General features: G+C 67.7%; 23 protein-coding genes. 10 read left to right on the forward strand and 13 right to left on the reverse strand.

Translation table 11 applies throughout. The features are described 5' to 3' along the window. Positions 1–69: 69 nt before the first annotated feature. From LGN10_RS24590 to moaC, 4 genes are all read right to left on the reverse strand, one after another. Complete coding sequence (locus LGN10_RS24590) at positions 70–1,230, reverse strand: WD40/YVTN/BNR-like repeat-containing protein (protein WP_226225296.1); 1,161 nt, start codon at positions 1,228–1,230, stop codon at positions 70–72. 76 nt (positions 1,231–1,306) lie between these two features. Beyond that, the gene (locus LGN10_RS24595) at positions 1,307–2,212 is read right to left on the reverse strand and encodes a hypothetical protein (protein ID WP_059643057.1); all 906 of its coding nucleotides are present in this window, start codon (positions 2,210–2,212) and stop codon (positions 1,307–1,309) included. After that, entirely contained in the window at positions 2,205–4,892 is a 2,688-nt protein-coding gene (locus tag LGN10_RS24600; protein WP_226225281.1) for a type VI secretion system Vgr family protein, read from the reverse strand. Before LGN10_RS24600 ends, LGN10_RS24595 begins: the two co-directional genes overlap by 8 nt. Positions 4,893–5,012: 120 nt before the next feature. Further along, positions 5,013–5,501, reverse strand: a complete 489-nt coding sequence (moaC, locus tag LGN10_RS24605; RefSeq protein ID WP_059643063.1) for a cyclic pyranopterin monophosphate synthase MoaC — start codon at positions 5,499–5,501, stop codon at positions 5,013–5,015. Between the two features lie 271 nt (positions 5,502–5,772). Here moaC and LGN10_RS24610 point away from each other — a divergent pair, with 271 nt between their 5' ends. Then, entirely contained in the window at positions 5,773–7,467 is a 1,695-nt protein-coding gene (locus LGN10_RS24610; RefSeq protein WP_226225282.1) for a M48 family metalloprotease, read from the forward strand. 39 nt (positions 7,468–7,506) lie between these two features. Here LGN10_RS24610 and LGN10_RS24615 read toward each other — a convergent pair whose 3' ends face one another. From LGN10_RS24615 to LGN10_RS24640, 6 genes are all read right to left on the reverse strand, one after another. Next, positions 7,507–8,094, reverse strand: coding sequence for a DUF2946 family protein (locus tag LGN10_RS24615; RefSeq protein ID WP_060966706.1), 588 nt, complete (start codon positions 8,092–8,094; stop codon positions 7,507–7,509). Next, positions 8,087–9,124, reverse strand: a complete 1,038-nt coding sequence (locus LGN10_RS24620; protein ID WP_059578575.1) for a hydrolase — start codon at positions 9,122–9,124, stop codon at positions 8,087–8,089. Before LGN10_RS24620 ends, LGN10_RS24615 begins: the two co-directional genes overlap by 8 nt. A 33-nt stretch (positions 9,125–9,157) precedes the next feature. Continuing rightward, positions 9,158–9,604, reverse strand: a complete 447-nt coding sequence (locus LGN10_RS24625) for a nuclear transport factor 2 family protein (RefSeq protein ID WP_006477934.1) — start codon at positions 9,602–9,604, stop codon at positions 9,158–9,160. Positions 9,605–9,719: 115 nt separating this feature from the next. Then, positions 9,720–10,757: a lipopolysaccharide heptosyltransferase II gene (waaF, locus tag LGN10_RS24630; protein WP_059578574.1), complete on the reverse strand. Its 1,038-nt coding sequence runs from the start codon at positions 10,755–10,757 to the stop codon at positions 9,720–9,722. A 139-nt stretch (positions 10,758–10,896) separates the two neighbouring features. Beyond that, complete coding sequence (locus LGN10_RS24635; RefSeq protein WP_006482499.1) at positions 10,897–11,091, reverse strand: zinc-finger domain-containing protein; 195 nt, start codon at positions 11,089–11,091, stop codon at positions 10,897–10,899. 51 nt (positions 11,092–11,142) lie between these two features. Further along, a complete protein-coding gene (locus LGN10_RS24640; protein WP_011546109.1) occupies positions 11,143–12,066 on the reverse strand; it encodes a branched-chain amino acid transaminase in 924 nt (307 codons plus the stop codon). Between the two features lie 207 nt (positions 12,067–12,273). Here LGN10_RS24640 and LGN10_RS24645 point away from each other — a divergent pair, with 207 nt between their 5' ends. The 3 genes from LGN10_RS24645 (at position 12,274) to LGN10_RS24655 (ending at position 14,825) form a co-directional block, all read left to right on the forward strand. Beyond that, entirely contained in the window at positions 12,274–13,029 is a 756-nt protein-coding gene (locus LGN10_RS24645) for an AzlC family ABC transporter permease (protein WP_059578571.1), read from the forward strand. Beyond that, positions 13,026–13,349: an AzlD domain-containing protein gene (locus tag LGN10_RS24650; RefSeq protein WP_059578569.1), complete on the forward strand. Its 324-nt coding sequence runs from the start codon at positions 13,026–13,028 to the stop codon at positions 13,347–13,349. The genes LGN10_RS24645 and LGN10_RS24650 overlap by 4 nt, the downstream gene beginning before the upstream one ends. 279 nt (positions 13,350–13,628) lie before the next feature. Continuing rightward, entirely contained in the window at positions 13,629–14,825 is a 1,197-nt protein-coding gene (locus LGN10_RS24655; protein ID WP_059578566.1) for a phosphoglycerate kinase, read from the forward strand. 154 nt (positions 14,826–14,979) lie between these two features. Here LGN10_RS24655 and LGN10_RS33575 read toward each other — a convergent pair whose 3' ends face one another. After that, on the reverse strand, positions 14,980–15,108 hold the full coding sequence (locus tag LGN10_RS33575) for a hypothetical protein (protein ID WP_023476234.1): 129 nt from the start codon (positions 15,106–15,108) through the stop codon (positions 14,980–14,982). Between LGN10_RS33575 and pyk the strand changes: the two genes are divergently transcribed. The 6 genes from pyk to LGN10_RS24685 all read left to right on the forward strand — a co-directional run bounded on the left by pyk (position 15,107) and on the right by LGN10_RS24685 (position 21,913). Next, the gene (pyk, locus tag LGN10_RS24660) at positions 15,107–16,543 is read left to right on the forward strand and encodes a pyruvate kinase (RefSeq protein ID WP_050014704.1); all 1,437 of its coding nucleotides are present in this window, start codon (positions 15,107–15,109) and stop codon (positions 16,541–16,543) included. The genes LGN10_RS33575 and pyk overlap by 2 nt on opposite strands. 317 nt (positions 16,544–16,860) lie before the next feature. Continuing rightward, positions 16,861–17,925 carry a class II fructose-bisphosphate aldolase gene (gene fba / locus LGN10_RS24665; RefSeq protein WP_059578563.1) on the forward strand — a complete coding sequence of 355 codons (1,065 nt, stop codon included), beginning with the start codon at positions 16,861–16,863 and terminating at the stop codon, positions 17,923–17,925. Positions 17,926–18,158: 233 nt separating this feature from the next. Further along, positions 18,159–19,049 (forward strand): phosphoribosylaminoimidazolesuccinocarboxamide synthase, encoded by an 891-nt coding sequence (locus tag LGN10_RS24670; protein WP_059643078.1) that lies wholly within the window; start codon positions 18,159–18,161, stop codon positions 19,047–19,049. A 16-nt stretch (positions 19,050–19,065) separates the two neighbouring features. Next, the gene (purE, locus tag LGN10_RS24675; RefSeq protein WP_039360624.1) at positions 19,066–19,587 is read left to right on the forward strand and encodes a 5-(carboxyamino)imidazole ribonucleotide mutase; all 522 of its coding nucleotides are present in this window, start codon (positions 19,066–19,068) and stop codon (positions 19,585–19,587) included. Between the two features lie 89 nt (positions 19,588–19,676). After that, positions 19,677–20,873 (forward strand): 5-(carboxyamino)imidazole ribonucleotide synthase, encoded by a 1,197-nt coding sequence (locus LGN10_RS24680; protein ID WP_226225284.1) that lies wholly within the window; start codon positions 19,677–19,679, stop codon positions 20,871–20,873. 11 nt (positions 20,874–20,884) lie between these two features. Continuing rightward, the gene (locus tag LGN10_RS24685; RefSeq protein ID WP_226225286.1) at positions 20,885–21,913 is read left to right on the forward strand and encodes an L-threonylcarbamoyladenylate synthase; all 1,029 of its coding nucleotides are present in this window, start codon (positions 20,885–20,887) and stop codon (positions 21,911–21,913) included. An 89-nt stretch (positions 21,914–22,002) separates the two neighbouring features. Here LGN10_RS24685 and LGN10_RS24690 read toward each other — a convergent pair whose 3' ends face one another. Together LGN10_RS24690 and LGN10_RS24695 are read right to left on the reverse strand one after the other, a co-directional pair. Then, positions 22,003–23,142 (reverse strand): SGNH/GDSL hydrolase family protein, encoded by a 1,140-nt coding sequence (locus tag LGN10_RS24690; RefSeq protein ID WP_226225288.1) that lies wholly within the window; start codon positions 23,140–23,142, stop codon positions 22,003–22,005. A gap of 95 nt (positions 23,143–23,237) precedes the next feature. Beyond that, a complete protein-coding gene (locus LGN10_RS24695) occupies positions 23,238–24,152 on the reverse strand; it encodes a sterol desaturase family protein (RefSeq protein WP_059643095.1) in 915 nt (304 codons plus the stop codon). Positions 24,153–24,207 lie beyond the last annotated feature (55 nt).

The raw sequence follows: 24,207 nt of genomic DNA on the forward strand, positions 1-24,207 counted from the left end.
ATCGGCCGCAGGCCGCGGAGCCGACGCCCGAATCGCGACGGGAGCCCCGCGGTCATCGCATCGGAACGGTCAGAACTGCCGCTTCTTGAGCGTATAGGCGACCAGTGAATACAGCGTGTTCGTTTGGGCATCGAAATATCCGCCCTGAGTCAGTTTCTCCCTGCTCGAGTTCCAGGTCTTTCCCGCGTCGCTGCTGACGAACGTGAGATCGAGCGGTGTGCCGTTGCGGCTGGAGTCGGTTGCGTAGACGAGCAGCAATCCGTCCCGGCCGACGCTCAGGCTATCGAGCGTCAGTCTGTCGTCAAACGTATGCAACTGCTGAACCTGCTCGGGTGTACTGTTCGTCCAGGTAGAAATGGCGCCGACGCGTTGTCCTTTGTCGGCGGGATCGCCGGAATTGCGCGGTTCACCGAGGCGCGACAACGCGTAAAGCGCATAGCGATTCGACGCGGTTGGAGACGAGGACAGGTTGACGACCACCTGTTCGGGCAAAACGGCATCCAGCGCGAACTCGGATTGTTCCCAGCCGAGCCGATAGACAACGCTTCCGGCGGCAGCTTGCTCGGTTTTCCCGACGTGGTATGCCACGCGCAAGGTACCGTCCGGACCAAGGTCGATGCCGTCAAAGGTGCGGCGGGGTTTGCCGGATTCCGCGGCACCGGGTGGCAGTGCGATTTCCCGCCACGACTGACCACCGTCGGACGTGCGCCACACGTGCGGGCCCCAACCGATCGCATAACCGCGCTGCGGATCAAGAAACAGCAGGCGGCCGATGTTCCGGTCTTCGGGCCACGCGAGCTGCACCCAGTCGCGTCCGCCGTTGGACGACTTCCAGAGCTTGGTCACTTGCGGCGTCAGTCCATCGGCAGGCTGAGGCGACTTGTAGTCCATCCAGCCGGTGCTGATGAATTCGACCGTCCAGTCCTTGGCGTGCCACCAGGCGGCGGTCTGGCCCACCTGCTTGAAATGGCGCGTCATGTCGCCGTTCACCGGGCCGCGCCAGAATTCGACCGACGTCCGGTTCAGCGTTTCGCGACTGTCGTTCATCCAGGCTTCGGCCGGCTCCGCTTTTTCCTTGTCCCTCCATTCCGCGTAAGGCTTGAACGTGATTTCAGGATCGCTGATCTTCAGCGTGATCGCCTCGTTTCCCGATATCACGAAGTCGCCCCCGCCGTATGGCTTGCTGTTCTTCATGAAAGTGTTGGAAACGACCTGCCAGTCATTCGACATATATGAGAACCCGACAATCAAGACAATGAGCACGACTGCCGCAACCAGCGACAGCTTCACGGATTTTTTCGTCATTTCATTTCGGCATCAGTTTTTCGATTGCCTGTGCAACAGGGTCGATGACATGTTCGTTGACGGCATCACCGGCCTTTTTTGCATATTCCACGGTATTGTCGACGTATTGCTTGCCCACGCCGACACCACTGTCGAATGCCTGGGAGAACGTCCTCACATCGCCCCATTCCTGGGCGTTAGGTTGCTTGAGGATATAGTACATGTCGACAGGCCCGAGCCCGGCCAGACCGCCGTCGAGATAGGCGAGAGGGTGGGTCTTGAACGCGTATGTCTTGAAGGTGTCGTCGTCCAGTTCGAGCGAGTACTGCGGCACGTTCATCGAGCAGCTTCCGCTGTTCGGCTTCTTGCCCCGGATCGAAATGGTGTCGCCGCGCATGTTCTGCTGCAAACCTTGTTCCAGGTAATGCTGCAGGAACCAGCGTGCGCTCGCAAGCCACGCCTTGCCCTTGTCGCTCAATTGCGGAAGCAGGTATTTACCGTAATTCGAGCAGTAGTAGTAACCGTAACTCACGTAATATCCCGGCGGCTTATGCCCGCACCCGATATGACGCATCATGAAATTGCCGTGGCGGGACCAGTCGGAATCGGTGCTTTCGGCTTGTATCAGGTTCTCCCGCCGATGCAGCAGGTCACGGGCAACTTTCGTGTCTTTCCACGGATCCCATGACGTCGCGAATTTCTTGACGGTCGCCCAAATACTCGACGTGCTGACCTTTTCGACCGTCTCCCAGTATTCGCCATGCAGTGGCCGGTAGTAGTACGGACAGGTTCCAATAATGGAATCCGCCGCCGGCGTCACATGCTTGTCGCAGATGTTGATCTGCACCTTCGGCCGATCCTGGTATCCCGTCGGGGTGAGCATCGCCGCACCTGTCCCGAGCACCTTGTCGTGTTGTCCGTCAGCCATTCGATTTCCCCAGAAACTTGACGACGACGTCGTGCGGCACGTGGCTCTGCGTGAGCCCCGTCTCGCCTGCCGCGTTGGTGACGCCCTCCGAGATCAGCTTGCCGTTCGAGAACATCTGGTACCGCGTGTTCGCGACCGGAATGTCGGTGCCGGCCCAGTGCGCGATGAACGCCTGGTCGTAGTTGCCGCTGGAGTTCGGCAGCGTCGGCATCGTTTGCGACAGGTGGGTGGGGCCGCTGAACGCATGCTGCGCGCCCTTGATGTCGATCTTGCCGGGCGCGTGCACCTCGATGTTGCCGTCCGCGATGCGGATATAAGCGCCGCCGGACGTCAGCAGGATCTCCTTCGCCGCGGCGCCTTCGACCGATTGCGTGACGGCGATCAGCTTCAGCGCCTTCTGCGCGGTCAGCTCGATGTTGTCCGCCTGCGCCTGCACCTCGACCTTGCCCTTGCCGGCGAACAGCTTCATCCCCGCGTTCTGCGCGAACAGGCTGATCCGGTCGAGGACGCTGGCGATCAGCGATTTGCCGGCGGCGACGTGCGTGCTTTGCCCGCTGACGAGGTTGATGTGCTGGTCCGCGGCAAATTGCGCGGATTGCTGCGTGGACAGCCCGATGCCGGCCGGGCTGCCGAACAGCATCACGGGCTCCTTGAACGCATTGGCCGAGCCGGTTCCGCCACCTGCGGTCCTGCCGCCGGCGCTGCTGCCGCTCACGCTGTGCTGCGTCGCATCGCTGAACTGCTTTAGCGCCGTGTGGCCGGGGTCGAGCGATTCGCCCTGATGCTGCGCGCTGACCTGCGACATGGCGTCGATCAGCCCTTGCGCGCGCATGAGCTGCTCCCGCGTCTCGTCGACGTCGAGCGGCTGGCTTGCCGCCTGCTTCGGATGCGTCGTCACATACAGCCCGCGGTTCGCGCGCACCGCGCCGTATGCGTCGGAACGCAGGTCGAAGCCGCTGCCGAGATAGCTGCCGCGGTTGTTGCCCGTGTGGTCGATCAGGTAGCCGAGGTGCAAGTGCGTGTTGGCCTGGCTGCTGTACAGGTGCACGCGGTTCTGTGCGGTCGCGTCGTCGAGCACCAGCTGGTTGTAGCCGGCGCCCGCATATTCCTTTGACCGGTATCCGGACAGGAGCCCGTTGCTGTGCCATTGCGGACGCGTCGCGCCGTTGTAGACCTTGCCGACGACGATCGGGCGATCGCAGTCGCCGCCGAGGAAATCGACCAGCACTTCCTCGCCGGCGCGGTGCGGGTGAACGGCGCCGTAGCCATTGCCCGAATCGGACGCCGTGGCGCGCAGCCAGCACGACGCCTTTTCGTCGCCGTCGTTCAAGCGGTCCCAGTGGAATCGGACCTTGACCCGGTTGAGCTCGTCCGTGTGAACCTCTTCGCCCTGCGGGGCGACGACGATCGCCGATTGCAGGTGCATCGGCGGCTTCGCATGCTCGAACGGGCTGCGGAACGGCACCGTCGTGCGCTGCGCTTCGATGCGGATCTGAAAGAAGCCCTCGCTGCCGTCGGGATGCCGCACGCGCGACAGGTCGTTATCGGTTTCCCGAATGAGGCGGCCGATTTCGGCCTGCAGGCTGTGCGGGAAAACGGCCGACTCGTCGGCCACGGGCAGGTTGTTGACGATGACCCACGTCGTCTCGATCACGGCGAATTCGCGTTGACCGGCATCGTCCTTGTCGTGTTCGGGATGATCGGCGAACTCGAACGTGCGTCCCGCGTCCATGCGTCGCACGCCGCCGACACCGTGAAAGCGCTTGGCGTGCGATTCCTGTTCCTCCATCCAGATCTTCGATAGATGGTCGCCGCGCGACTGTTCGGGATACGTGTAAGCACCCGTGTATTCGTAGACTTCGAGTTGCCCCGGCAGGTCGCCCTGGTTCGCGATCGTCGGCGTGTGAGTGGCCTTCGGATTCGACGCGGTGGGCGGCTGCTTGTAGTCGAACGTGCGGGTAGTGCGCGCGACGCTTCGCAGCGTGCGCGTACCGGTGAACTGGACGAGCGTGTCGGCTTCGTCGCCCGCGCCCGCGTGATGAAAGCGCACGGTTCGCGGCGACAGCGCGGGCAACGCATCGAGGCGATCGACGATGACGAGCCGGTGCGACTTGCCGTCGTCGTCCTGTTCCCAGAAACCGTACAGGCCTTCCGATTCCATCAGGCGATGGACGAAATTCCAGTCGTCCTCGTATTGCATGCAGAACGAGCGCGACGGCAGCGGCTGGAAGAGCTTGAACGTGAAGCGGCCCTTGGCCTGCGGGTGCTGGTTCAACACGTCGGCGATGATGTCGTCTGCCGACCGGTCCTGCCAGATCCGCTGATCGCGGCGGAATTTCAGGAAGTGCAGGAACGACGCAAAAACGACCTGATAGTGCGTGAGGCCGCTGCCCGATCCGAGCCGGCGGACCGCATGCGCGTAGCCGTGGTGTGGCGCGTACGATTGGTCGGCCTGCTGGATCCACAGCGTCACCGGCTGCGCGATCAGTTTCTTGAGTTCGACGTCGTCGGATACCGACACGGTATCGACGGTGAACTCGAAATGGCGTCCGAGCCGCGACCGGCCCGTGACCCGCTGCGGCAACAGGACGTCAGGGCCGAGCGGGGTATCCAGCTTGACGAGGCGCTCGTGCTGGACCGGTCCGGCCAGCAACGCGCTTCTTGACGCTTGCGAATTCATCACCAGGGCTCGCTTTGTTGTGCTGTTTTGCTGGTTCGCACGCTCTCTCGTGCGGAATCCGGTAATTGTATGAGATAAACGGCTTTATCTCGAATTTGCGGGCCGGCCGCGCCCGGCCGTTCAGCCCGCCGCGTCTTCCGCCTTCCAGTCCCCCGACTTCCCGCCGCGTTTCTCCCGCACGCTCACGTCGGTGATCACCATTCCGCGATCGACGGCCTTGCACATGTCGTAGACGGTCAGCAGCCCGACCTGGACGGCCGTCAGCGCTTCCATCTCGACGCCGGTCCGGCCGAACGTCTCGACCTGCACGACGCAATGCACGGCTGGCAGCGCGTCGTCGAGTTCGAAGTCGACGGCCACGCGCGTGAGCGCGAGCGGGTGGCACAGCGGGATGAGGTCGGCCGTGCGCTTCGCACCCTGGATCGCCGCGATGCGCGCGACGCCGAGCACGTCGCCTTTCTTGGCCTTGCCGTCGCGGATCAGCGCGAACGTGGCCGGCAGCATCCGGATCGTGCCCCGCGCGATCGCGATGCGCCGGGTTTCCTGCTTGTCGCCGACGTCGACCATGTGCGCATGGCCGGCGGCATCGAAATGGGTGAGTCCTGACATGTCTTCCTCTTGTGAGAACGGAGTGCGCGCGCACGTCCGTCGATCGCTGCTTCGCGATCGGCCGGGTACCGGAACCCATGCCGACGCGGCGAACCGATCCAGCCTCGCGACGGGCGCCTATCATAGCAGCGGCGTCTGCGTCGCCGGGGGCGCAGATGACGCACGCGCGGCACGGGACAGTCGTCGCGGCGCCGGTACAATGACCCGAATATTCAGACCAAACGCCGCGATGCGCACCGCTCGCGCGGGACGGCGTCGTTTTCATCCTGCCATGCGTGTCAAACAGTTGCTTGCTGTGTCGCTGTCGGCGGCGCTCGCGCTGCCGCCGGGCGGCCATGCTCAGAGCGCATCCGCGCCACCGCTCGAGCCGGCGGCTGGCGGCGGGACGTCGATTTCCACCGTGCCGTCCGGCATCGCGACCGGCGTGTTCGGTACATACGGCGGCGCGGAGAGCCGGTTCTCGGGCGTGGCCGGTGCGTCGGCGCCCGTCGCGAGCCTGCGCGCGCCGCTGCGTGCACTGGAGCTGCCCGATCTCGGCGATGGCTCCGGCGGTTCGCTGACGCCGCGAGCCGAGCGCCGGCTCGGCGAGCGCGTGATGCGCGAAGTGCGGCGCGATCCCGACTATCTCGACGACTGGCTCGTGCGCGACTACCTGAACGCGATGGCGGCGCGGCTCGCGGCCGCGGCGGCCGCGCGCTACATCGGCGGCTACACGCCGGACTTCGACCTGTTCGCGGTACGCGATCCGCAGATCAACGCGTTCTCGATGCCGGGCGGCTTCATCGGGATCAACAGCGGGCTGGTGGTGACGACGCAGACGGAATCGGAGCTCGCATCGGTGGTCGGCCACGAGATGGGCCACGTGCTGCAGCGGCACATCGCCCGGATGATCGGCGCGAACGAGAAGACCGGCTACACGGCGCTCGCGACGATGCTGCTCGGCGTGCTGGCCGGCGTGCTCGCGCGCAGCGGCGATCTCGGCAGCGCGATCGCGATGGGCGGGCAGGCGTATGCGGTCGACAACCAGTTGCGCTTCTCGCGGTCGGCCGAGCGGGAGGCCGATCGCGTCGGCTTCCAGCTGCTCGCAGGCGCCGGCTACGACCCGTACGGGATGCCGGGCTTCTTCGAGCGGCTCGACCGCGCGTCGATGGGCGATGCGGGCGTGCCGGCCTATGCGCGCACGCACCCGCTGACCGGCGAGCGGATTGCGGACATGGAAGATCGCGCGCGCCGCGCGCCGTACCGGCAGCCGCGCCAGTCGGCCGAATACGGGTTCGTGCGTGCGCGTCTTCGCGTGCTGCAGAACCGGGCGCCGACCGACATCTCGGCCGAGGCGCGGCGGATGCAGCTCGAGATCGACGATCGCACCGCGCCGAACGTCGCGGCGAACTGGTACGGCATCGCGCTCGCGAACACGCTGCTCGGCCAGTACGACACGGCGGACAAGGCGCTCGCGTCGGCGCGCGGCGCGTTCGATGCGCGCGAGCGGCGCGACGACGATCCGGCGACGAGTTCGCCGAGCCTCGACGTGCTGGCCGCCGACATCGCCCGCCGCGCGGGCCGCACCGACGACGCGGTGCGGCTCTCGGCGCTCGCGCAGCGGCGCTGGCCGGCGTCGCACGCGGCGATCGTCGCGCACCTGCAGGCGCTGCTCGCCGCGCGCCGTTTCGCCGAAGCGCAGACGCTCGCCCGGGCGCAAGCGAAGGCCGACCCCGAACAGCCGGACTGGTGGGATTACCTCGCGAAGGCGAGCGACGGCAAGGGCGACGTGCTCGCGCGGCGCCGGGCGCTGGCGGAGAAACTGGCGCTCGACGGCGCGTGGCCGTCGGCGATCCGGCAACTGAAGGAAGCGCGCGATGCGAAGGACGTGTCGTTCTACGAGCAGTCGATCATCGGCGCGCGGCTGCTGGAATTCGAGGCGCGCTACAAGGAAGAGCGCGACGACGAGAAGAACGGCCGCGGGTAGCGGCCGCCAAGGGGCGAACGCCGACGGCGCCGCGGCGGGTCAGTTGCCGCTGCCGGCGGCGTCGCGTGCGTGGCGCGCCGGGCTCGCGACGTAGCCGAACCGCGCGGGCACGTCGGCGCAGGCGATGCTGCCGAGCGGCAGCGTGCGGCCGTCGCGCCAGCGCAGCACGGGCGGCTCGGCATCGAAATCCGCGTGATCGGCGAATAGCCCGAGATCGTGGTCGTGCAGCGCCGCGATGCGCGGGGGTGTGCCGGCCTCGCGAAACAGCACGCCGCCGCCGTCGTCGAGCCAGGCTGCGTCCGGTTCGAACGGGGCGCCCGTCTGGTCGGTGAGCGCGAGCTGCCCGTCGCGTTCGGCGAGCCGCACGATCCACGGCGTATAGGCGAGTTCGACGTATACGCGCTGCGGCCCGTTCTGGAAGAACCACTGGCCCTGCGCGTCGCATGCGTAGTTGCGGCCGATGAACGCGTTCAGCGCCGCATGCCGGACCGGCGAGCCGAGCTCGCCGGCCGCCTGCGCCGCGTCGTCGCGCAGCCGCCATGTGCCGCGCCGGTCGAGCAGCAGCCAGCCGGTGCAATGCGGCACGTTCGGCCATTTGGCGAGCGCCTGCCTGACGATGTCATCCATGGTCGACGAATTTCGAGCAATAACCGAACACCCGCGCCGACAGCCAGTCGAGGCGGCCGGGGAACGGGCCGGTCATGAAGCCCGCATGGCCGCCGTGCGCGGGCTGGTCGAGCTCGACGGCCGGCGACACGTCGGCGGCGCCCGGCAGTGCGGACTCGGGCAGGAACGGATCGTTGCGCGCGTTGAGCAGCAGCGTGGGCACGTCGATCGCGCGCAGCAGCGGGCGGGTCGTGGCCTGTGTCCAGTAGTCGTCCGCGTTCGCGAAGCCGTGCAGCGGTGCGGTCACGACTTCGTCGAAGTCGCGCATCGTCACGGCCCGCAGCATCGCATCGCGGTCGAACAGCCCCGGATACTGCTCGAGCTTCGCGAGTCCCTTGCGTTTCAGCGTCTTCAGGAAGCTGCGCGTGTAGACCATCGCGAACCCCTGCGACAGCGCGCGGCCGCCCGCGTGCACGTCGATCGGCGTCGAGATCGCGGCGGCGGCGCGCACGATCGACGTGTCGCTGCGATGCTCGCCGAGCCAGCGCAGCAGCACGTTGCCGCCGAGCGATACGCCGGCCGCGACCAGCGGCCCGCGATGCTGCCCGGCGAGCCGGCGCAGGATCCAGTCGACCTCGGCGCTGTCCGCCAGATGGTAGAAGCGCGGCTGGCGGTTGATCTCGCCACTGCAACTGCGAAAGTGCGGGACGACGGCGTGCCAGCCCTTCGCGCGCGCGGCGGCCATCATCGCGAGCGCGTAGTGCGAGCCGGAGCTCCCTTCGAGGCCGTGGAACAGCACGAACAGCGGCGCGTCGGGCGCCGGCGCCGCGCTGTCGAGGTGCGCGACCCAGTCGAGATCGATGAAGTCGTGATCGGGCGTTTCCCATCGCTCTCGCCGGTAGGCGACAACCGGACGCCGCGCGAACAGCGCGGGCACGATGGTTTGCACATGGCTGTTGGGTAGCCAGCGCGGTGCGCGATAGCGCAGTGTGTCGTCGGCGGGGGCCGGGGCCCCGGTCAGCGGCGAGGTGGGCGGAGAAGCCGTACTCATGATCGCCCCGCTAATGCGTTGCTTCGTTTTTCGTCAGTGCAGCGGACCCTGCCCGTGACGGATCTTCGCGGCGAATTGTCCGGCCGCCTGTTCGGGAATCGGGCTCGCGTGGATGTGCGCGATCCGCCACTCGCCACGTTCGTGGATCATCACGTACGTCGCGAAAACCATGTCGGGTTCGGCCGTCAGGTCGGCCTGCTGATGCGCTTCGGCGATCGTATAGACGACCGTGCCGAGGCTGTCGTACACGCGGATGTCGAGCGGCTCGATCGTGACCGGGCGCGTCGCGAGCCGGTTGGCGAGCCCGCCGCGGATCTGGTCGAGGCCGTGCAGATGCTCGCCGTCCGCCCATACGCAGCTGGCGAAATCCTCGTCGATCCACAACGCCAGCAGCGCGTCGAGATTGGCATCCGCGACGGCCTGGTAGTAGGCGTTCAGCGTATCGGCAGCGGCTTCGAAGAGGCGGGCAAAACGTGGCATCGGGGTTGTCTCTCGCGCGCGTCGCGCGCCGTATTCAGCGCGGCGGCCCGGATGGAGCCGCCGCACACCGGTGAATCGGATTGCCCGGCGCGCCGTGCGACGCTGCCGGCCAGGGTCAGCGCTGCCCGACGAGCATGCCGCGCAAATCGCCGAATACCTGCTCGGGACCGAGTTCGCGCAGGCACTTCAGGTGGCCGAGCGGGCACTCGCGTTCGAAGCAGGGACTGCATTCGAGATGTAACCATTGTACCTTCGCCAGGTCCGACAGCGGAGGGGTATGGCGCGGATCGGTCGATCCGTACAACGCGACGAGCGGCCGGCGCAACGCGGCCGCGACGTGCATCAGCCCCGAATCGTTGGTGACGACGGCGTTCGCGCGCGCGATCAGCGCGCACGCCTCGGACAACGACGTCTGCCCGCACAGGTTGCGCACGTTCGGCGCGTGGTCGGCGATCGCCTGCGCGGCCGCGGCGTCCTTCTGCGAGCCGAGCGCGACGATCTGCGTATACGGGAACGATTGATGGACGATGGTCGCGAGCGACGCGAAGTGCTCGGGCGGCCAGCGCTTGGCCGGGCCGTATTCGGCGCCCGGGCAGAACACGACGAGCGGCTTGCGTGTATCGAGATTGAAACGTGCGGACACGCGCGCCGTCTCGTTCAGGTCGGCGTCGAGGCGCGGCGCGGGCAGGGTTTTCATCGACTCGGGCAGCTTCGCGCCCGGCGCGTACGCGAGCGCCGCGTAGTGGGTGGTCATCGGCGGCCGCTCGCCCGACTTGTCGGGGTTCGCGTGCCGCACGTTCAGCAGCCCGTAGCGGTGCTCGCCCGTATAGCCGATCCGCAGCGGGATGTTCGCGAGCCACGGGATCACCGCGGACTTCAGCGAATTCGGCAGCACGTACGCCGCGTCGTAGCCGACGTCGCGCAGGTCGCTCGCGAGCTGCCAGCGGCGCAGCAGCTGCAGCTTGCCGTGCGCGAGATCGGTCGCGTGGACATCGTGGATCTCGGGCATCCGCTCGAGCACGGGCGCGACCCACGACGGTGCGACGGCATCGATCGCGATGCGGGGATGGAGTTTCTTCAGCAGCGCAAAAAGCGGCTGCGCCATCAATGCGTCACCGATCCAGTTCGGTGCGATAACCAGCGCTCGACGCATCAGGTCGACTTCCGATGTCGTAATGAAGCACGGCGCGCGGGCGCCGCGTTCGGGTTGCCAGAATGGGAAAGGGCGGCGCGCCGGGCGTCCGGCTGCGCCGCCTTGCGGGTCGGCGGGCCGTGAGGCCCGGCGCCGGGGCTCAGTGGCCCTTGACGACCTCGCCGTCGCGCAGCTTGTAGCGCGTGCCGCAGTACGGGCAGCGCGCCTCGCCGTGCGACACGTCGATGAACACGCGCGGGTGCGCGTTCCAGCGCGTCATGGCCGGGTTCGGGCAGTAGGCGGGGAGATCCTTGGCCGTCAGCTCGACCAGCGGCATTTCCTTGATTTCGCTCATGAGACTTTCTCTTGTCACTCTGTGTGTGGGGCGGTCGGTGGCGCGGCGCGCTCAGACCTTCGTCAGCCAGTGCGCGTACTTCGCGTTCTTGCCAGACACGATATCGAAAAACGCCGACTGGAGCTTTTCCGTGACGGGGCCGCGCGCGCCGCTGCCGATCGTGCGGTTGTCGAGCTCGCGGATCGGCGTGACTTCGGCGGCCGTGCCGGTGAAGAACGCCTCGTCGGCCGTGTAGACTTCGTCGCGCGTGATGCGCTTCTCGATGACCTCGATGCCGGCGTCCTTCGCGAGCGTGATGACCGTGTCGCGCGTGATGCCGTCGAGGCACGACGATAGATCCGGCGTGTACAGCTTGCCGTTGTTCACGAGGAAGAAGTTCTCGCCGGAGCCTTCGGACACGTAGCCGTCGACGTCGAGCAGCAGCGCTTCGTCGTAGCCGTCGGCCGTTGCTTCCTGGTTCGCGAGGATCGAGTTCACGTACCAGCCCGACGCCTTCGCGCGCACCATCGACACGTTCACGTGGTGGCGCGTGAACGACGACGTCTTCACGCGGATGCCCTTCGCGAGGCCGTCCTCGCCGAGGTATGCGCCCCACGGCCACGCGGCGATCGCGACGTGGATGGTATTGCCCTTCGCGGCCACGCCGAGCTTTTCGGAGCCGACCCAGATGATCGGGCGCAGGTAGCACGACTCGAGCCGGTTCTCGCGCACGACCGCGAGTTGCGCGGCTTCGAGCGTTTCGCGGTCGAACGGCACGTCCATCTGGAAGATCTTCGCCGAATTCAGCAGACGTTTGGTGTGCTCGCGCAGGCGGAAGATCGCGGTGCCGCCGTCGGCCGTCTTGTACGCGCGCACGCCCTCGAAGACGCCCATGCCGTAGTGCAGCGTGTGGGTGAGGACGTGGATCTTGGCGTCGCGCCAGTCGATCAGCTTGCCGTCCATCCAGATCTTGCCGTCGCGGTCGGCCATTGACATACGATTCTCCTGGAAGCGGTGATGTGCTGCGGGTGGTGTGCAGCGTTGAGCCGGAAAGACGCTTATTTTAGCGTCATTTGGGGGCGATCCGGTCGGACGGCACGGAGCCGGCGCTATAATCGTCCGGTACCGATTCCAATAACGACGGGCCGCACCGGCAGGAGGCGCCGGCGTCCCGACGAACCGCCCGCCGCGGCCCGCTTTCCCATGCTCGCTCGATTGTCCGCCACCGACCGCTTCGCGCTGATTCAGGGCGCGCGCGACTATTCCCCGACACTGATGGCGATCCTGTCCTGGGGGCTCGTCACCGGCATCGCGATGAGCAAGTCCGTGATGACGCTCGGGCAGGCGAGCGCGATGTCGCTGTTCGTCTACGCGGGCTCGTCGCAGCTCGCCGTGCTGCCGCTCCTCGCGGCGAAGCTGCCGATCTGGACCGTGCTGCTCACGGCCGCGATGGTCAACCTGCGCTTCGTGATCTTCAGCGCCGGGCTGGCGCCCCATTTCTCCTACCTGCCGCTGTGGCGGCGTCTCGCGATCGGCTATTTCAACGGCGACGTGATCTACCTGCTGTTCCAGAAACAGGGCTTCGCGTACGGCCGCGTGCCGGGCAAGGAAGCGTATTTCTGGGGGATGGCGCTCGCGAGCTGGGCGTCGTGGCAGGTGTCGTCGCTCGCCGGCATCCTGCTCGCGAGCGTCTTTCCCGCGAGCTGGGGGCTGGAACTGGCCGGCACGCTCGCGCTGATTCCGATCATGGTGTCGGCGGTCGCGAACCGCTCGACGCTCGCGGCGGTCGCGGTCGCGGGCATCGTGTCGCTGATCGCGTTCGACCTGCCGTACCGGCTCGCGCTGCCGCTTGCGGTGCTCGCCGCGCTCGCGGCCGGCTGCACGGCCGACTTCTTCGTCGAGCGGGCCGACTGGCGGCGCATCCGTACCGAAACCGTGCATGAAAAGGAAATCGAATGAGCGCGACCGAGATCTGGATCGTCATCGTCGGGATGACGATCGTCACGGCCGTCACGCGCGCGCTGTTCCTGATCGGCGGCGAGCGCACCGTGCTGCCCGAACGCGCGCAGCGCGCGCTGCGCTACGCGCCGGCCGCCGCGCTGGTCGCCGTCGTGCTGCCCGATGTGCTCGAAACGCCGGCCGGGCTGTCGTTCGCGCTGTCCAACCATCCGTTCTACGCGGCGCTCGCCGGCCTCGGCTGGTTTCTGTGGCGGCGCAGCATGCTCGGCACGATCGTCGTCGGGATGCTCGTGTTCACCCTCCTGCGCCTGATCTTCTGATGGGCCGCCGTTCCGGTTCGGCGCGTGCCGTCCGGCTGCGCGCACGCATTGTTGCGTTGCAGCAATGCGTCGCTGCCGGCGCGTCATCCCAAATAGGCGGAATTCGCCGCCGCACGGGTCAGTCTGCCGGGTGGATCGGCTAGAATGCCCGTTCGAGATTTTGACCCGTGCGCGTCATGCGAACCGCCAGCCACGGCCGCATCCGGCGCCCTTTCGCGGCAGCCCGCGCACGTCCAGCGTGAACCCCTTTTCCCCATCCACTACTTCAATCTGTTCAACATGAGCCAAGTCAAGCGTCTTACCGACCTGATCGCCGCCGGCCAGCTCGCCGGCAAGCGGGTGTTCATCCGCGCCGACCTGAACGTCCCGCAGGACGATCACGGCAACATCACCGAGGACACGCGCGTGCGTGCGTCCGTGCCGGCCATCCAGGCCGCGCTCGACGCCGGCGCGGCCGTGATGGTCACGTCGCACCTCGGCCGTCCGACCGAAGGCGAATTCAAGCCGGAAGACTCGCTCGCGCCGGTCGCGAAGCGTCTCGCCGAACTGCTCGGCCGCGACGTGCCGCTGGTGTCGAACTGGGTCGAGAACGGCGTGAACGTCGCGCCGGGCCAGGTCGTGCTGCTCGAGAACTGCCGCGTGAACAAGGGCGAGAAGAAGAATTCGGACGAGCTCGCGCAGAAGATGGCGAAGCTCTGCGACGTGTACGTGAACGACGCGTTCGGCACCGCGCACCGCGCGGAAGCGACCACGCACGGGATCGCGAAGTACGCGCCCGTCGCCTGCGCGGGCCCGCTGCTGGCCGCCGAACTCGACGCGCTCGGCAAGGCGCTCGGCAACCCGGCGCGCCCGCTGGTGGCGATCGTCGCGGGTTCGAAGGTGTCGACCAAGCTGACCATCCTGAAGTCGCTGGCCGGCAAGGTCGACCAGCTGATCGTCGGCGGCGGCATCGCGAACACGTTCATGCTCGCGGCCGGCCTGTCGATCGGCAAGTCGCTCGCGGAAGCCGATCTCGTCGCCGAGGCGAAGGCGATCATCGACGAAGCGCGTGAGCGCGGCGCGTCGGTGCCGATCCCGTCCGACGTCGTGACGGCCAAGGAATTCTCGCCGACGGCCGCGGCCACGGTGAAGCAGGTCGCCGACATCGAAGCGGACGACATGATCCTCGACATCGGCCCGGATACGGCCAAGGCGCTCGCGAGCCAGCTCGAGAAGGCCGGCACGATCGTGTGGAACGGTCCGGTCGGCGTGTTCGAATTCGACCAGTTCGGCAACGGCACCAAGACGCTCGCCGAAGCGATCGCCAAATCGTCCGCGTTCTCGATCGCGGGCGGCGGCGACACGCTCGCGGCCATCGCGAAGTACGGCATCCACGACCAGGTCAGCTACATCTCGACGGGCGGCGGCGCCTTCCTCGAGTTCCTCGAGGGGAAGAAGCTGCCGGCGGTGGAAGTGCTCGAAACGCGGGCGGCCTGAGCGTGGCGGCGCGCGCAGGGGTGGAGGCCGCGCGCTCCGCGAAAGCGGAGCAGCCGGCCGGCGCGGGCAAGCGCACACGCGCGCCCGCGCGGGCGAACACCGCCCCGCGCGCACCGGCGGCCGCCGGCGACGCGGCCGTGCAGCACCACGAGATTCAGAACAAAGCGATGCCGGGCGCCAGCACCGGCACGCTCCCCGGAGCGGCGGCCGCTGGGCCTGCCGCTTCCGGCTCTCGCAGCGTTTCACCCAGCGCATCCACCTTGATCCAGATGAGGAGTTTCATGCAGCGCGCCACCAAGATAGTCGCCACGATCGGCCCGGCTTCCAGTTCGCCGGAGATTCTGCTGCAGATGATGCAGGCGGGCCTCGACGTCGTGCGGCTCAATTTTTCGCACGGCACGGCCGACGATCACCGCCAGCGCGCCGAAATGGTGCGCGAGGCCGCCCGCAAGGTTGGCCGCGAGATCGCGATCATGGCCGACCTCCAGGGCCCGAAGATCCGCGTCGGCAAGTTCGAGAACGGCAAGACCACGCTCGTGCCGGGGCAGCCGTTCATCCTCGATGCGGGCTGCGAACTCGGCAACGACGAGCGCGTCGGCCTCGACTACAAGGAGCTGCCGCGCGATCTGAAGCCGGGCGACCTGCTGCTGCTGAACGACGGCCTGATCGTGCTGACCGTCGAGCGCGTGCTCGGCGACGAGATCCACACGATCGTCAAGGTGGGCGGCGAGCTGTCGAACAACAAGGGGATCAACCGCCAGGGCGGCGGCTTGTCGGCCCCGGCGCTGACCGCGAAGGACATGGAAGACATCCGCACCGCGATGTCGCTCGGCGCGGACCTCGTCGCGGTGTCGTTCCCGAAGAACGCGACCGACATGGAAATGGCGCGCCAGCTCGCGAACATCGCGGGCGCGCCGTACGGTATCAAGCCGAAGATGATCGCGAAGATCGAGCGCGCGGAGGCGATCCCGGCGCTGCAGAGCATCCTCGACGCATCCGACGGCATCATGGTCGCGCGCGGCGATCTCGCGGTGGAAGTGGGCAATGCGGCCGTGCCGGCGCTGCAGAAGCGGATGATCCGGATGGCGCGCGAGTCGAACAAGCTCGTGATTACCGCGACGCAGATGATGGAATCGATGATCTACGCGCCCGTGCCGACCCGCGCGGAAGTGTCGGACGTCGCGAACGCGGTGCTCGACGGCACGGATGCGGTGATGCTGTCGGCCGAGACGGCCGCCGGCAAGTACCCGGTCGTCACGATCGAGACGATGGCGGCCGTGTGCGTCGAGGCGGAAAAGTCGGAAGAAGTCGAACTGGACAAGGATTTCCTCGACCGTACGTTCACGCGGATCGACCAGTCGATCGCGATGGGCGCGCTGTTCACCGCGTACCACCTGGGCGCGAAGGCGATCATCGCGCTGACCGAATCGGGCGCGACCGCGCTGTGGATGTCGCGTCACTACACGCACGTGCCGATCTTCGCGCTGACGCCGCGCGTCGGCAGCGAGCGCACGATGGCGCTGTACCGCAACGTGACGCCGCTGCACGTCGACTTCAACAGCGACCGCGATTCGGCGCTGCAGGCGGCGCTCGAGATCGTCGTGAAGCAGGGCTACGTGCAGCACGGCGACATGGTCGTGCTGACCGTCGGCGAGCCGATGGGGCAGGCGGGCGGCACCAACACGCTGAAGATCGTGCGGGTCGGCGAGCACTATTGAGCGCCGGCTGAGCCTTCTCGAGCCGGCCCGCGCGCCGACGGCCGGGTCGGCGGGAATCGAACTGGCACCGTTTTTTTACGCGCAAGCCGCGCGGGGTCCGAAGCCCCGCGCGGCTTTTTTTCTCCTTTTTGGCCGGATTGTGCCGTGCGAACGTAACAAATTGCGAGCGGGGGCCACCGGGCGGTCGGAATCGGAGGCGCTTCGCGATAAAATGCGGCTATTCGACGCTCAGCCGCGCCGCGCCGTCCCGGTTCAGCCGGGAGCGAGCGCCGCGCCGGCGTCAGGGCGCACCGGTTTTCATTCCAAGGAGTTCCACAATGCCTCTCGTATCAATGCGTCAATTGCTGGACCACGCGGCAGAGCACGGTTACGGCCTGCCGGCCTTCAACGTGAACAATCTGGAGCAGGTTCAGGCGATCATGGCGGCGGCGGACCAGGTCGGCGCGCCCGTGATCATGCAGGCATCGGCCGGCGCGCGTAAGTATGCGGGCGAGCCGTTTCTGCGCCACCTGATCGAAGCAGCGGTCGAATCGTATCCGCACATCCCGGTCGTGATGCACCAGGATCACGGCCAGTCGCCGGCGGTCTGCATGGCCGCGATCCGCAGCGGCTTCACGAGCGTGATGATGGACGGTTCGCTCGAAGCCGACGGCAAGACGGTCGCGTCGTACGAGTACAACGTCGACGTGTCGCGCAAGGTCGTCGAGATGGCGCACTCGATCGGCGTGACGGTCGAGGCCGAACTCGGCGTGCTCGGCTCGCTCGAGACGATGAAGGGCGACAAGGAAGACGGCCACGGCGCGGAAGGCACGATGACCCGCGAGCAACTGCTGACCGATCCGGAGCAGGCCGCCGACTTCGTGAAGCTCACGCAGTGCGATGCGCTCGCGATCGCGATCGGCACGTCGCACGGCGCGTACAAGTTCACGAAGAAGCCGACGGGCGACATCCTGTCGATCCAGCGCATCAAGGAAATTCACGCGCGCATCCCGAACACGCACCTCGTGATGCACGGTTCGTCGTCGGTGCCGCAGGAGCTGCTGGCCGAGATCCGCGAATTCGGCGGCGACATGAAGGAAACCTACGGCGTGCCGGTCGAGGAAATCCAGGAAGGCATCAAGCACGGCGTGCGCAAGATCAACATCGACACCGACCTGCGTCTCGCGATCACCGGCGCGATCCGCCGCTACCTGTTCGAGAACCCGGGCAAGTTCGATCCGCGCGACTACCTGAAGCCCGCGCGCGAAGCGGCGAAGAAGGTGTGCGTCGACCGTTACCTCGCGTTCGGCTGCGAAGGCCAGGCCGCGAAGATCAAGCCGGTGTCGCTCGACAAGATCGCCGAGCAGTACAAGTCGGGCGCGCTCGCACAGGTCGTGCGCTGAGACTGTAGTACGATTGCCCCGCCCGGTTCTGCCGCCGGGCACGGGCTGGCCGCCCGGTCGGCCGGATTCGATCCGGCCCCGGCAGCCGTTCCGTCCGGCCGAACGAGGGCCGGCCGGCAGCCGCCCGGGCGCTGCGCCCGCCGGTTCGCCGACGTATTGCAAGACCGCCGTTCCCGCCTGCCGCGGGGAACGGCGTTTCCCTTTTTGTTTGGCTCCTTATCTGCGAAAAGACGATGTCTACCCTTTACGAATCCACGCTCCGCTCGCTGCCGCTCCTCGGTCGCGGCAAGGTTCGCGACAACTACGCGGTCGGCAACGACAAGCTCCTGATCGTCACGACCGATCGCCTGTCGGCCTTCGACGTGGTGATGGGCGAGCCGATTCCGAACAAGGGCCGCGTGCTGAACCAGATGGCCAACTTCTGGTTCGACAAGCTCGCGCACATCGTGCCGAACCACCTGACGGGCGACGCGCCGGAAGCGGTCGTCGCGGCCGACGAGGTCGAGCAGGTGAAGGGCCGCGGCGTGGTCGTCAAGCGCCTCGAGCCGATCATGATCGAAGCGGTCGTGCGCGGCTACCTGGCCGGCAGCGGCTGGAAGGAATACCAGGCGTCGGGCGCCGTGTGCGGCGTGCAGCTGCCGGAAGGCCTGCAGAACGCGCAGAAGCTGCCCGAGCCGATCTTCACGCCGGCCGCGAAGGCCGAGATGGGCGAGCACGACGAGAACATCACGTTCGAGGAAACCGAGCGCCGCATCGGCACCGAGCTGGCCGCGACGATCCGCGACATCTCGATCCGCCTGTACAAGGAAGCGGCCGACTACGCGGCGACGCGCGGCATCATCATCGCCGACACGAAGTTCGAATTCGGCCTCGACAACCACGGCAAGCTGTATCTGATGGACGAAGTGCTGACCGCCGATTCGTCGCGCTTCTGGCCGGCCGACCAGTACCAGGTCGGCACCAATCCGCCGTCGTTCGACAAGCAGTTCGTGCGTGACTGGCTCGAGGCGCAGCCGTGGGGCAAGACGGCGCCGGCGCCGGCGCTGCCGGCCGACGTCGTCGAGAAGACGGCCGCGAAGTACCAGGAAGCGCTCGAGCGCATCACGGGCCAGTCGCTCGCCTGACCAGAAGGAACACGAAATGAGTGAAGTCCAGACCGCCCACACGCACAGCGCGCCGCTCGTCGGCGTGCTGATGGGTTCGAGTTCCGACTGGGACGTGATGAAGCATGCGGTCGCCATCCTGCAGGAATTCGGCGTGCCGTACGAAGCGAAGGTCGTGTCCGCGCACCGGATGCCCGACGAGATGTTCGACTATGCGGAGAAGGCGCGCGAGCGCGGGCTGCGCGCGATCATCGCGGGCGCCGGCGGCGCCGCGCACCTGCCCGGCATGCTCGCCGCGAAAACCACGGTGCCCGTGCTCGGCGTGCCGGTCGCGAGCAAGTACCTGAAGGGTGTCGATTCGCTGCACTCGATCGTGCAGATGCCGAAGGGCGTGCCGGTCGCGACGTTCGCGATCGGCGAGGCCGGCGCCGCGAATGCCGCATTGTTCGCGGTGTCGATCCTGTCCGGTAATTCGGTCGACTACGCGAACCGGCTCGCCGCGTTCCGCGTGCGCCAGAACGAAGCCGCGCATGCGATGGTGCTGCCGCCGCTGGAATGACGGCATGGCGCGCGGCCGCATGACGCGGCCCGCGCCGGATTTTCCCCACTGCGGCGGGCATCCGCGTTCCGCCGCGACCGACCACTGACATGACCGCAACTCCTGATTCCGTTTCCCCGATCCTGCCCGGCGCGTGGCTGGGCATGGTCGGCGGCGGCCAGCTCGGCCGCATGTTCTGCTTTGCCGCCCAGTCGATGGGCTATCGCGTCGCCGTGCTCGACCCCGATCCGGCGAGCCCCGCGGGCGCGGTCGCCGATCGGCACCTGCGCGCGGCGTACGACGACGAAGCCGCGCTCGCCGAACTGGCCGGCCTGTGCGAGGCCGTATCGACGGAGTTCGAGAACGTGCCGGCCGCGAGCCTCGACTTCCTCGCGCGCACGACGTTCGTCGCGCCGGCCGGCCGCTGTGTCGCCGTCGCGCAGGACCGGATCGCGGAGAAGCGTTTCATCGAGGCGTCCGGCGTGCCGGTCGCGCCGCACGTCGTGATCGAATCGGCGGCGGCGCTCGCCGCGCTCGACGATGCCGCGCTCGGCGCCGTGCTGCCGGGCATCCTGAAGACGGCCCGCCTGGGTTACGACGGCAAGGGCCAGGTGCGCGTCGCCACCGCGCAGGAAGCACGCGACGCGCATGCCGCGCTCGGCGGCGTGCCGTGCGTGCTGGAGAAGCGCCTGCCGCTGAAATACGAAGTGTCGGCGCTGATCGCGCGCGGCGCGGACGGCCGTTCGGCCGCGTTCCCGCTCGCGCAGAACGTGCATCACAACGGCATCCTCGCGTTGACGGTCGTGCCGGCGCCGGCCGCCGATGCGGCGCGCGTCGAGGAAGCGCAGCAGGCGGCCATCCGGATCGCCGATACGCTCGGCTACGTCGGCGTGCTGTGCGTCGAATTCTTCGTGCTGGAGGACGGCTCGTTCGTCGCGAACGAAATGGCGCCGCGCCCGCACAACTCCGGCCACTACACGGTCGATGCGTGCGCGACGAGCCAGTTCGAGCAGCAGGTGCGCGCGATGACGCGCATGCCGCTCGGCAATCCGCGCCAGCATTCGCCGGCCGCGATGCTGAACATTCTCGGCGACGTGTGGTTCCCCGACGGCGCGGCGGCCGAGGCCGTCACGCCACCGTGGGACACGGTCGCCGCGATGCCGGCCGCGCACCTGCACCTGTACGGCAAGGAAGAAGCGCGCGTCGGCCGCAAGATGGGCCACGTGAACTTCACGGCCGAGACGCGCGACGAAGCCGTCGCCGCCGCCCACGCGTGCGCGCAACTGCTGCGCGTGCCGCTCGACTGAGGCGCGGGCCGATGTCCATCGATCTCCCAAAGCACGTGACGCCCGCGCAGATCGACGCGGCCGCCGCGTTGCTCGACGCGGGCCAGCTCGTCGCGTTTCCGACCGAAACCGTGTACGGGCTCGGCGGCGACGCGGCGAATCCCGAAGCCGTCGCGCGCATCTATGCGGCGAAGGGGCGGCCCGCGAACCATCCGGTGATCGTGCATCTGCCGCCCGGCGGCGATCCCGGCTATTGGGCCGACGGTCTGCCGGCCGACGCGCAGGCGCTGATCGATGCATTCTGGCCGGGGCCGCTCACGCTGATCTTGAAGCGTCACGCGCGCATTCCCGACGCCGTCAGCGGCGGCCAGGATTCGGTCGGGCTGCGCTGCCCGTCGCATTCGGTCGCGCAGGCGCTGCTGGCCGCGTTCAGCGCGCGGCGCGGCGGCCACGGCGGCGTGGCCGCGCCGTCCGCGAACCGGTTCGGCCACGTGAGCCCGACGACCGCGCAACACGTGCGCGACGAATTCGGCGACACCGTGCACGTGCTCGACGGCGGCGCGTCCGACGTCGGCATCGAGTCGACGATTCTCGACCTGTCGCGCGGTTTCCCGGCGCTGCTGCGTCCGGGCCACGTGACGCCGCAACAGATCGCCGACGTGCTCGGCCGCGCGCCGACACTGCCGGACGGCAGCGATGCGACCGCACCACGCGCGTCCGGCACGCTGAAAGCGCATTACGCGCCGCGCACGCCGCTCGCGCTGCTGCCGTTCGACGCGCTCGAGCCGCTGCTCGCGGCCGCGCAAACCGACGGCGAACGCGTCGCGCTCGTCGCGCGTGCGTCACGGGCAGGGCACTGGGCGCAGGCCGACGGCGTGCATTTCATCGCGGCGCCGGAAGATCCGCAGGCCTATGCACGCGAGCTGTACGGGATGCTGCGGGCGCTCGATCGCGCGCAGGTCGCGCGCATCCTCGTCGAGAAGCTGCCCGAGACCGTCGAATGGATCGCGGTCAACGATCGCCTCGGCCGCGCGGCGGCCGCGTTCGAAGCGCGCGACTGACGCATCCGTCCTCATCCGTCCGCACCAACGAAAAACGCCCGACCGGCGAACCCGGTCGGGCGTTTGCGTTGGGGCGCGTGGCCGGCGGCTTACTTGCCGACGCCCGCCTTCGCGATCTGCTGTTCGACGTACTGCGCGAACAGCGCATGCAGGCGCGTCGTCGGGTGGACCGTGTCGGCGAACATGTAGGTCTGGTCCGCATTCGCGACCGTGTAGTTCTGCGGCGAGCAGAACAGCGACGAGCCGAACGCGGTCGCGTTCGCGACGCCGTACTGCGTGGCGGCCTGGACCATCGCCTTCAGGTTGCACGCGGTGTCGGTATTCGACACGCTGAAGCCGTTCGCCTGGAAGTTGGCCGCGATGCCGTCCTGCCACGTGAACGAATCGACCACCGCGACCTTCGTCGGGTCGACCTTCAGCGCGGCGAGCGTGCCGGCCAGCGTCTTGTTGAACAGCCCCGACAGTTGCGTGAACGCGGCCTGCGTGCCGCCCTGCAGCGCGAGCGGCGTGCCGCCGATGTCCGGCACGTTCGCGACGAACACGTGCGTGGCGCCCGCCGCGACGATCTGCTGGACGATCCCGCCGAGCTGCTGCGCGGCCAGGCCGATCGCCTGGGCCGCGGCGAGCTGCGCGGCCGGCGTGTTGCCTTGCGCCTGCGCGACCTGCGCCTGGTAGAAGATGTCGTTCGCGCCGCCGTTGATCAGCACGATCTGGCCGGCGTTGAAGCTGCCGTGCTGCGTCAGGTACTGCTTGACCTGGTCGGCGATCGGCGTGGTGGTCGCCTGCGCGTAGTCGGAGTTCGGCACGCTGGCGTCCGCATGGCCGATGCCCGGCTGCAGCGTCACGCGCGAGCCGCCCTGCGCGTAGCCGAGGCCGCCGGTGGCCTGCAGCGGGATGCCGAAGCCGCCCTGGTTCGCGGGCTGCAGCGTGTCGCCGTAATATTGCGCGACGTTCTGCGTCCATACCTGGCCCGGGTTGGTCGTGAAGCGGCCGCCGCCGAAGCCGAGCTTGATCTGCGAGTAGGTGCCGACGTCGGACAGGCTGTCGCCGAACGACACGATCTGCATCTTCACGCCCGACGGCGGCGTGTTCGACGCGCTGCTGCTGTTGTTGTCGTCGCCGCCGCCGCACGCGGCGAGCAGCGCGAGCGCGGCGCCGGCGATCGCGATCTGCGCGGTGCGCAGCATGCGCTGACGCGTGCGGGAAGGTGCGTGTTGTTGTGTCTGCATCGTTCTATCTCCTCGTAGATATGGCCTGATGTGTTTCTCATCTGCCGCGTGCCTGCTCGGTTCCGGGCTGCGCGGCGGCCGTTGGCTGAAACGGTTTATCGGTCGCGCACGGCCGCTGTCGGCACGGTGCGCGGATCCTGGTTCGCGGCCTCGGCAATCTGCGCATGATAAGCGCTCGCCCATTCGGGCGGGCCGAAAATCGCGCGCAGCTTGTTGCGCCATCCGCCGACGCGCCACGCGTCGGACGCCATCGACACCCACTCGTGGAACGTCGCGACGAACGGGTTGTTCGAGCCGAGCCGCTCGACGATCCCGTACCGCGGCGGATCGTCGGGCGTTTCCTCGACATAGCTGCCGAACAGGCGATCCCAGATCACCAGGACGCCTGCGTAATTGCGGTCGATGTAGCGGGGATTGCGCGCGTGGTGCGCGCGGTGGATCGACGGCGTGTTCAGCACGTATTCGAGCCAGCCGAGCTTGCCGATCGCCTGCGTGTGCACGAAGAACTGGAACGCGAGGTTGATCAGCACGATGCCGACGACCTGTTGCGGCGGAAAGCCGGCGAACGCGAGCGGCAGCCAGAACAGCCACATGCCCGCGACCGGATACATCAGGCTCTGGCGGAAGGCGGTCGAGAAGTTCATCCGTTCGGACGAGTGGTGCACGACGTGCGCGGCCCACAGCCAGCGCACGCGATGGCTCGCGCGATGAAACACGTAGTAGAGGAAGTCCTGCGCGACGAACAGCACCGCGAACGACAGCCAGCCGTCGTGCCACGTGTAGACGCGATAGTGCCGGTAGCAGTACGCATAGACGGGAATCACGAACAGCCACGCGAGCTTGTCGGCGGCCTGGTGCATCAGCGCGAGCGCCGCGTTGCACAGCGTGTCGCGCCACGCATAGATGCGGTCCTGCGCACGGGTGCGGGCGAGGTGCCAGGCCTCCCACGCGATGCAGAGCAGGAAGACGGGCGCCAGCGCGAGCAGAAGCAATTCGACGTCGAATCGCATGGGCGTGTCTCCTTCGTTCCCCTGCAAGCCTTGAGGCCGGGCGTATGGCCCGTTG

Source organism: Burkholderia sp. AU32262, assembly GCF_020419985.1.
Taxonomy (GTDB): domain Bacteria; phylum Pseudomonadota; class Gammaproteobacteria; order Burkholderiales; family Burkholderiaceae; genus Burkholderia; species Burkholderia semiarida.

Excerpts from the sequence above, each read along its gene's own strand:
- LGN10_RS24695 (WP_059643095.1), bottom strand. The coding sequence starts at position 24,152 with ATGCGATTCGACGTCGAATTGCTTCTGCTCGCGCTGGCGCCCGTCTTC.
- fba (WP_059578563.1), top strand. The coding sequence starts at position 16,861 with ATGCCTCTCGTATCAATGCGTCAATTGCTGGACCACGCGGCAGAGCAC.
- LGN10_RS24640 (WP_011546109.1), bottom strand. The coding sequence starts at position 12,066 with ATGTCAATGGCCGACCGCGACGGCAAGATCTGGATGGACGGCAAGCTG.
- LGN10_RS33575 (WP_023476234.1), bottom strand. The coding sequence starts at position 15,108 with ATGAAACTCCTCATCTGGATCAAGGTGGATGCGCTGGGTGAAACGCTG.
- LGN10_RS24625 (WP_006477934.1), bottom strand. The coding sequence starts at position 9,604 with ATGCCACGTTTTGCCCGCCTCTTCGAAGCCGCTGCCGATACGCTGAAC.
- LGN10_RS24610 (WP_226225282.1), top strand. The coding sequence starts at position 5,773 with ATGCGTGTCAAACAGTTGCTTGCTGTGTCGCTGTCGGCGGCGCTCGCG.
- LGN10_RS24615 (WP_060966706.1), bottom strand. The coding sequence starts at position 8,094 with ATGGATGACATCGTCAGGCAGGCGCTCGCCAAATGGCCGAACGTGCCG.
- LGN10_RS24680 (WP_226225284.1), top strand. The coding sequence starts at position 19,677 with ATGACCGCAACTCCTGATTCCGTTTCCCCGATCCTGCCCGGCGCGTGG.
- waaF (WP_059578574.1), bottom strand. The coding sequence starts at position 10,757 with ATGCGTCGAGCGCTGGTTATCGCACCGAACTGGATCGGTGACGCATTG.
- LGN10_RS24690 (WP_226225288.1), bottom strand. The coding sequence starts at position 23,142 with ATGCAGACACAACAACACGCACCTTCCCGCACGCGTCAGCGCATGCTG.
- LGN10_RS24635 (WP_006482499.1), bottom strand. The coding sequence starts at position 11,091 with ATGAGCGAAATCAAGGAAATGCCGCTGGTCGAGCTGACGGCCAAGGAT.
- LGN10_RS24650 (WP_059578569.1), top strand. The coding sequence starts at position 13,026 with ATGAGCGCGACCGAGATCTGGATCGTCATCGTCGGGATGACGATCGTC.
- LGN10_RS24600 (WP_226225281.1), bottom strand. The coding sequence starts at position 4,892 with ATGAATTCGCAAGCGTCAAGAAGCGCGTTGCTGGCCGGACCGGTCCAG.
- purE (WP_039360624.1), top strand. The coding sequence starts at position 19,066 with ATGAGTGAAGTCCAGACCGCCCACACGCACAGCGCGCCGCTCGTCGGC.
- pyk (WP_050014704.1), top strand. The coding sequence starts at position 15,107 with ATGCAGCGCGCCACCAAGATAGTCGCCACGATCGGCCCGGCTTCCAGT.
- LGN10_RS24590 (WP_226225296.1), bottom strand. The coding sequence starts at position 1,230 with ATGTCGAATGACTGGCAGGTCGTTTCCAACACTTTCATGAAGAACAGC.
- LGN10_RS24620 (WP_059578575.1), bottom strand. The coding sequence starts at position 9,124 with ATGAGTACGGCTTCTCCGCCCACCTCGCCGCTGACCGGGGCCCCGGCC.
- moaC (WP_059643063.1), bottom strand. The coding sequence starts at position 5,501 with ATGTCAGGACTCACCCATTTCGATGCCGCCGGCCATGCGCACATGGTC.
- LGN10_RS24670 (WP_059643078.1), top strand. The coding sequence starts at position 18,159 with ATGTCTACCCTTTACGAATCCACGCTCCGCTCGCTGCCGCTCCTCGGT.
- LGN10_RS24645 (WP_059578571.1), top strand. The coding sequence starts at position 12,274 with ATGCTCGCTCGATTGTCCGCCACCGACCGCTTCGCGCTGATTCAGGGC.
- LGN10_RS24685 (WP_226225286.1), top strand. The coding sequence starts at position 20,885 with ATGTCCATCGATCTCCCAAAGCACGTGACGCCCGCGCAGATCGACGCG.
- LGN10_RS24655 (WP_059578566.1), top strand. The coding sequence starts at position 13,629 with ATGAGCCAAGTCAAGCGTCTTACCGACCTGATCGCCGCCGGCCAGCTC.
- LGN10_RS24595 (WP_059643057.1), bottom strand. The coding sequence starts at position 2,212 with ATGGCTGACGGACAACACGACAAGGTGCTCGGGACAGGTGCGGCGATG.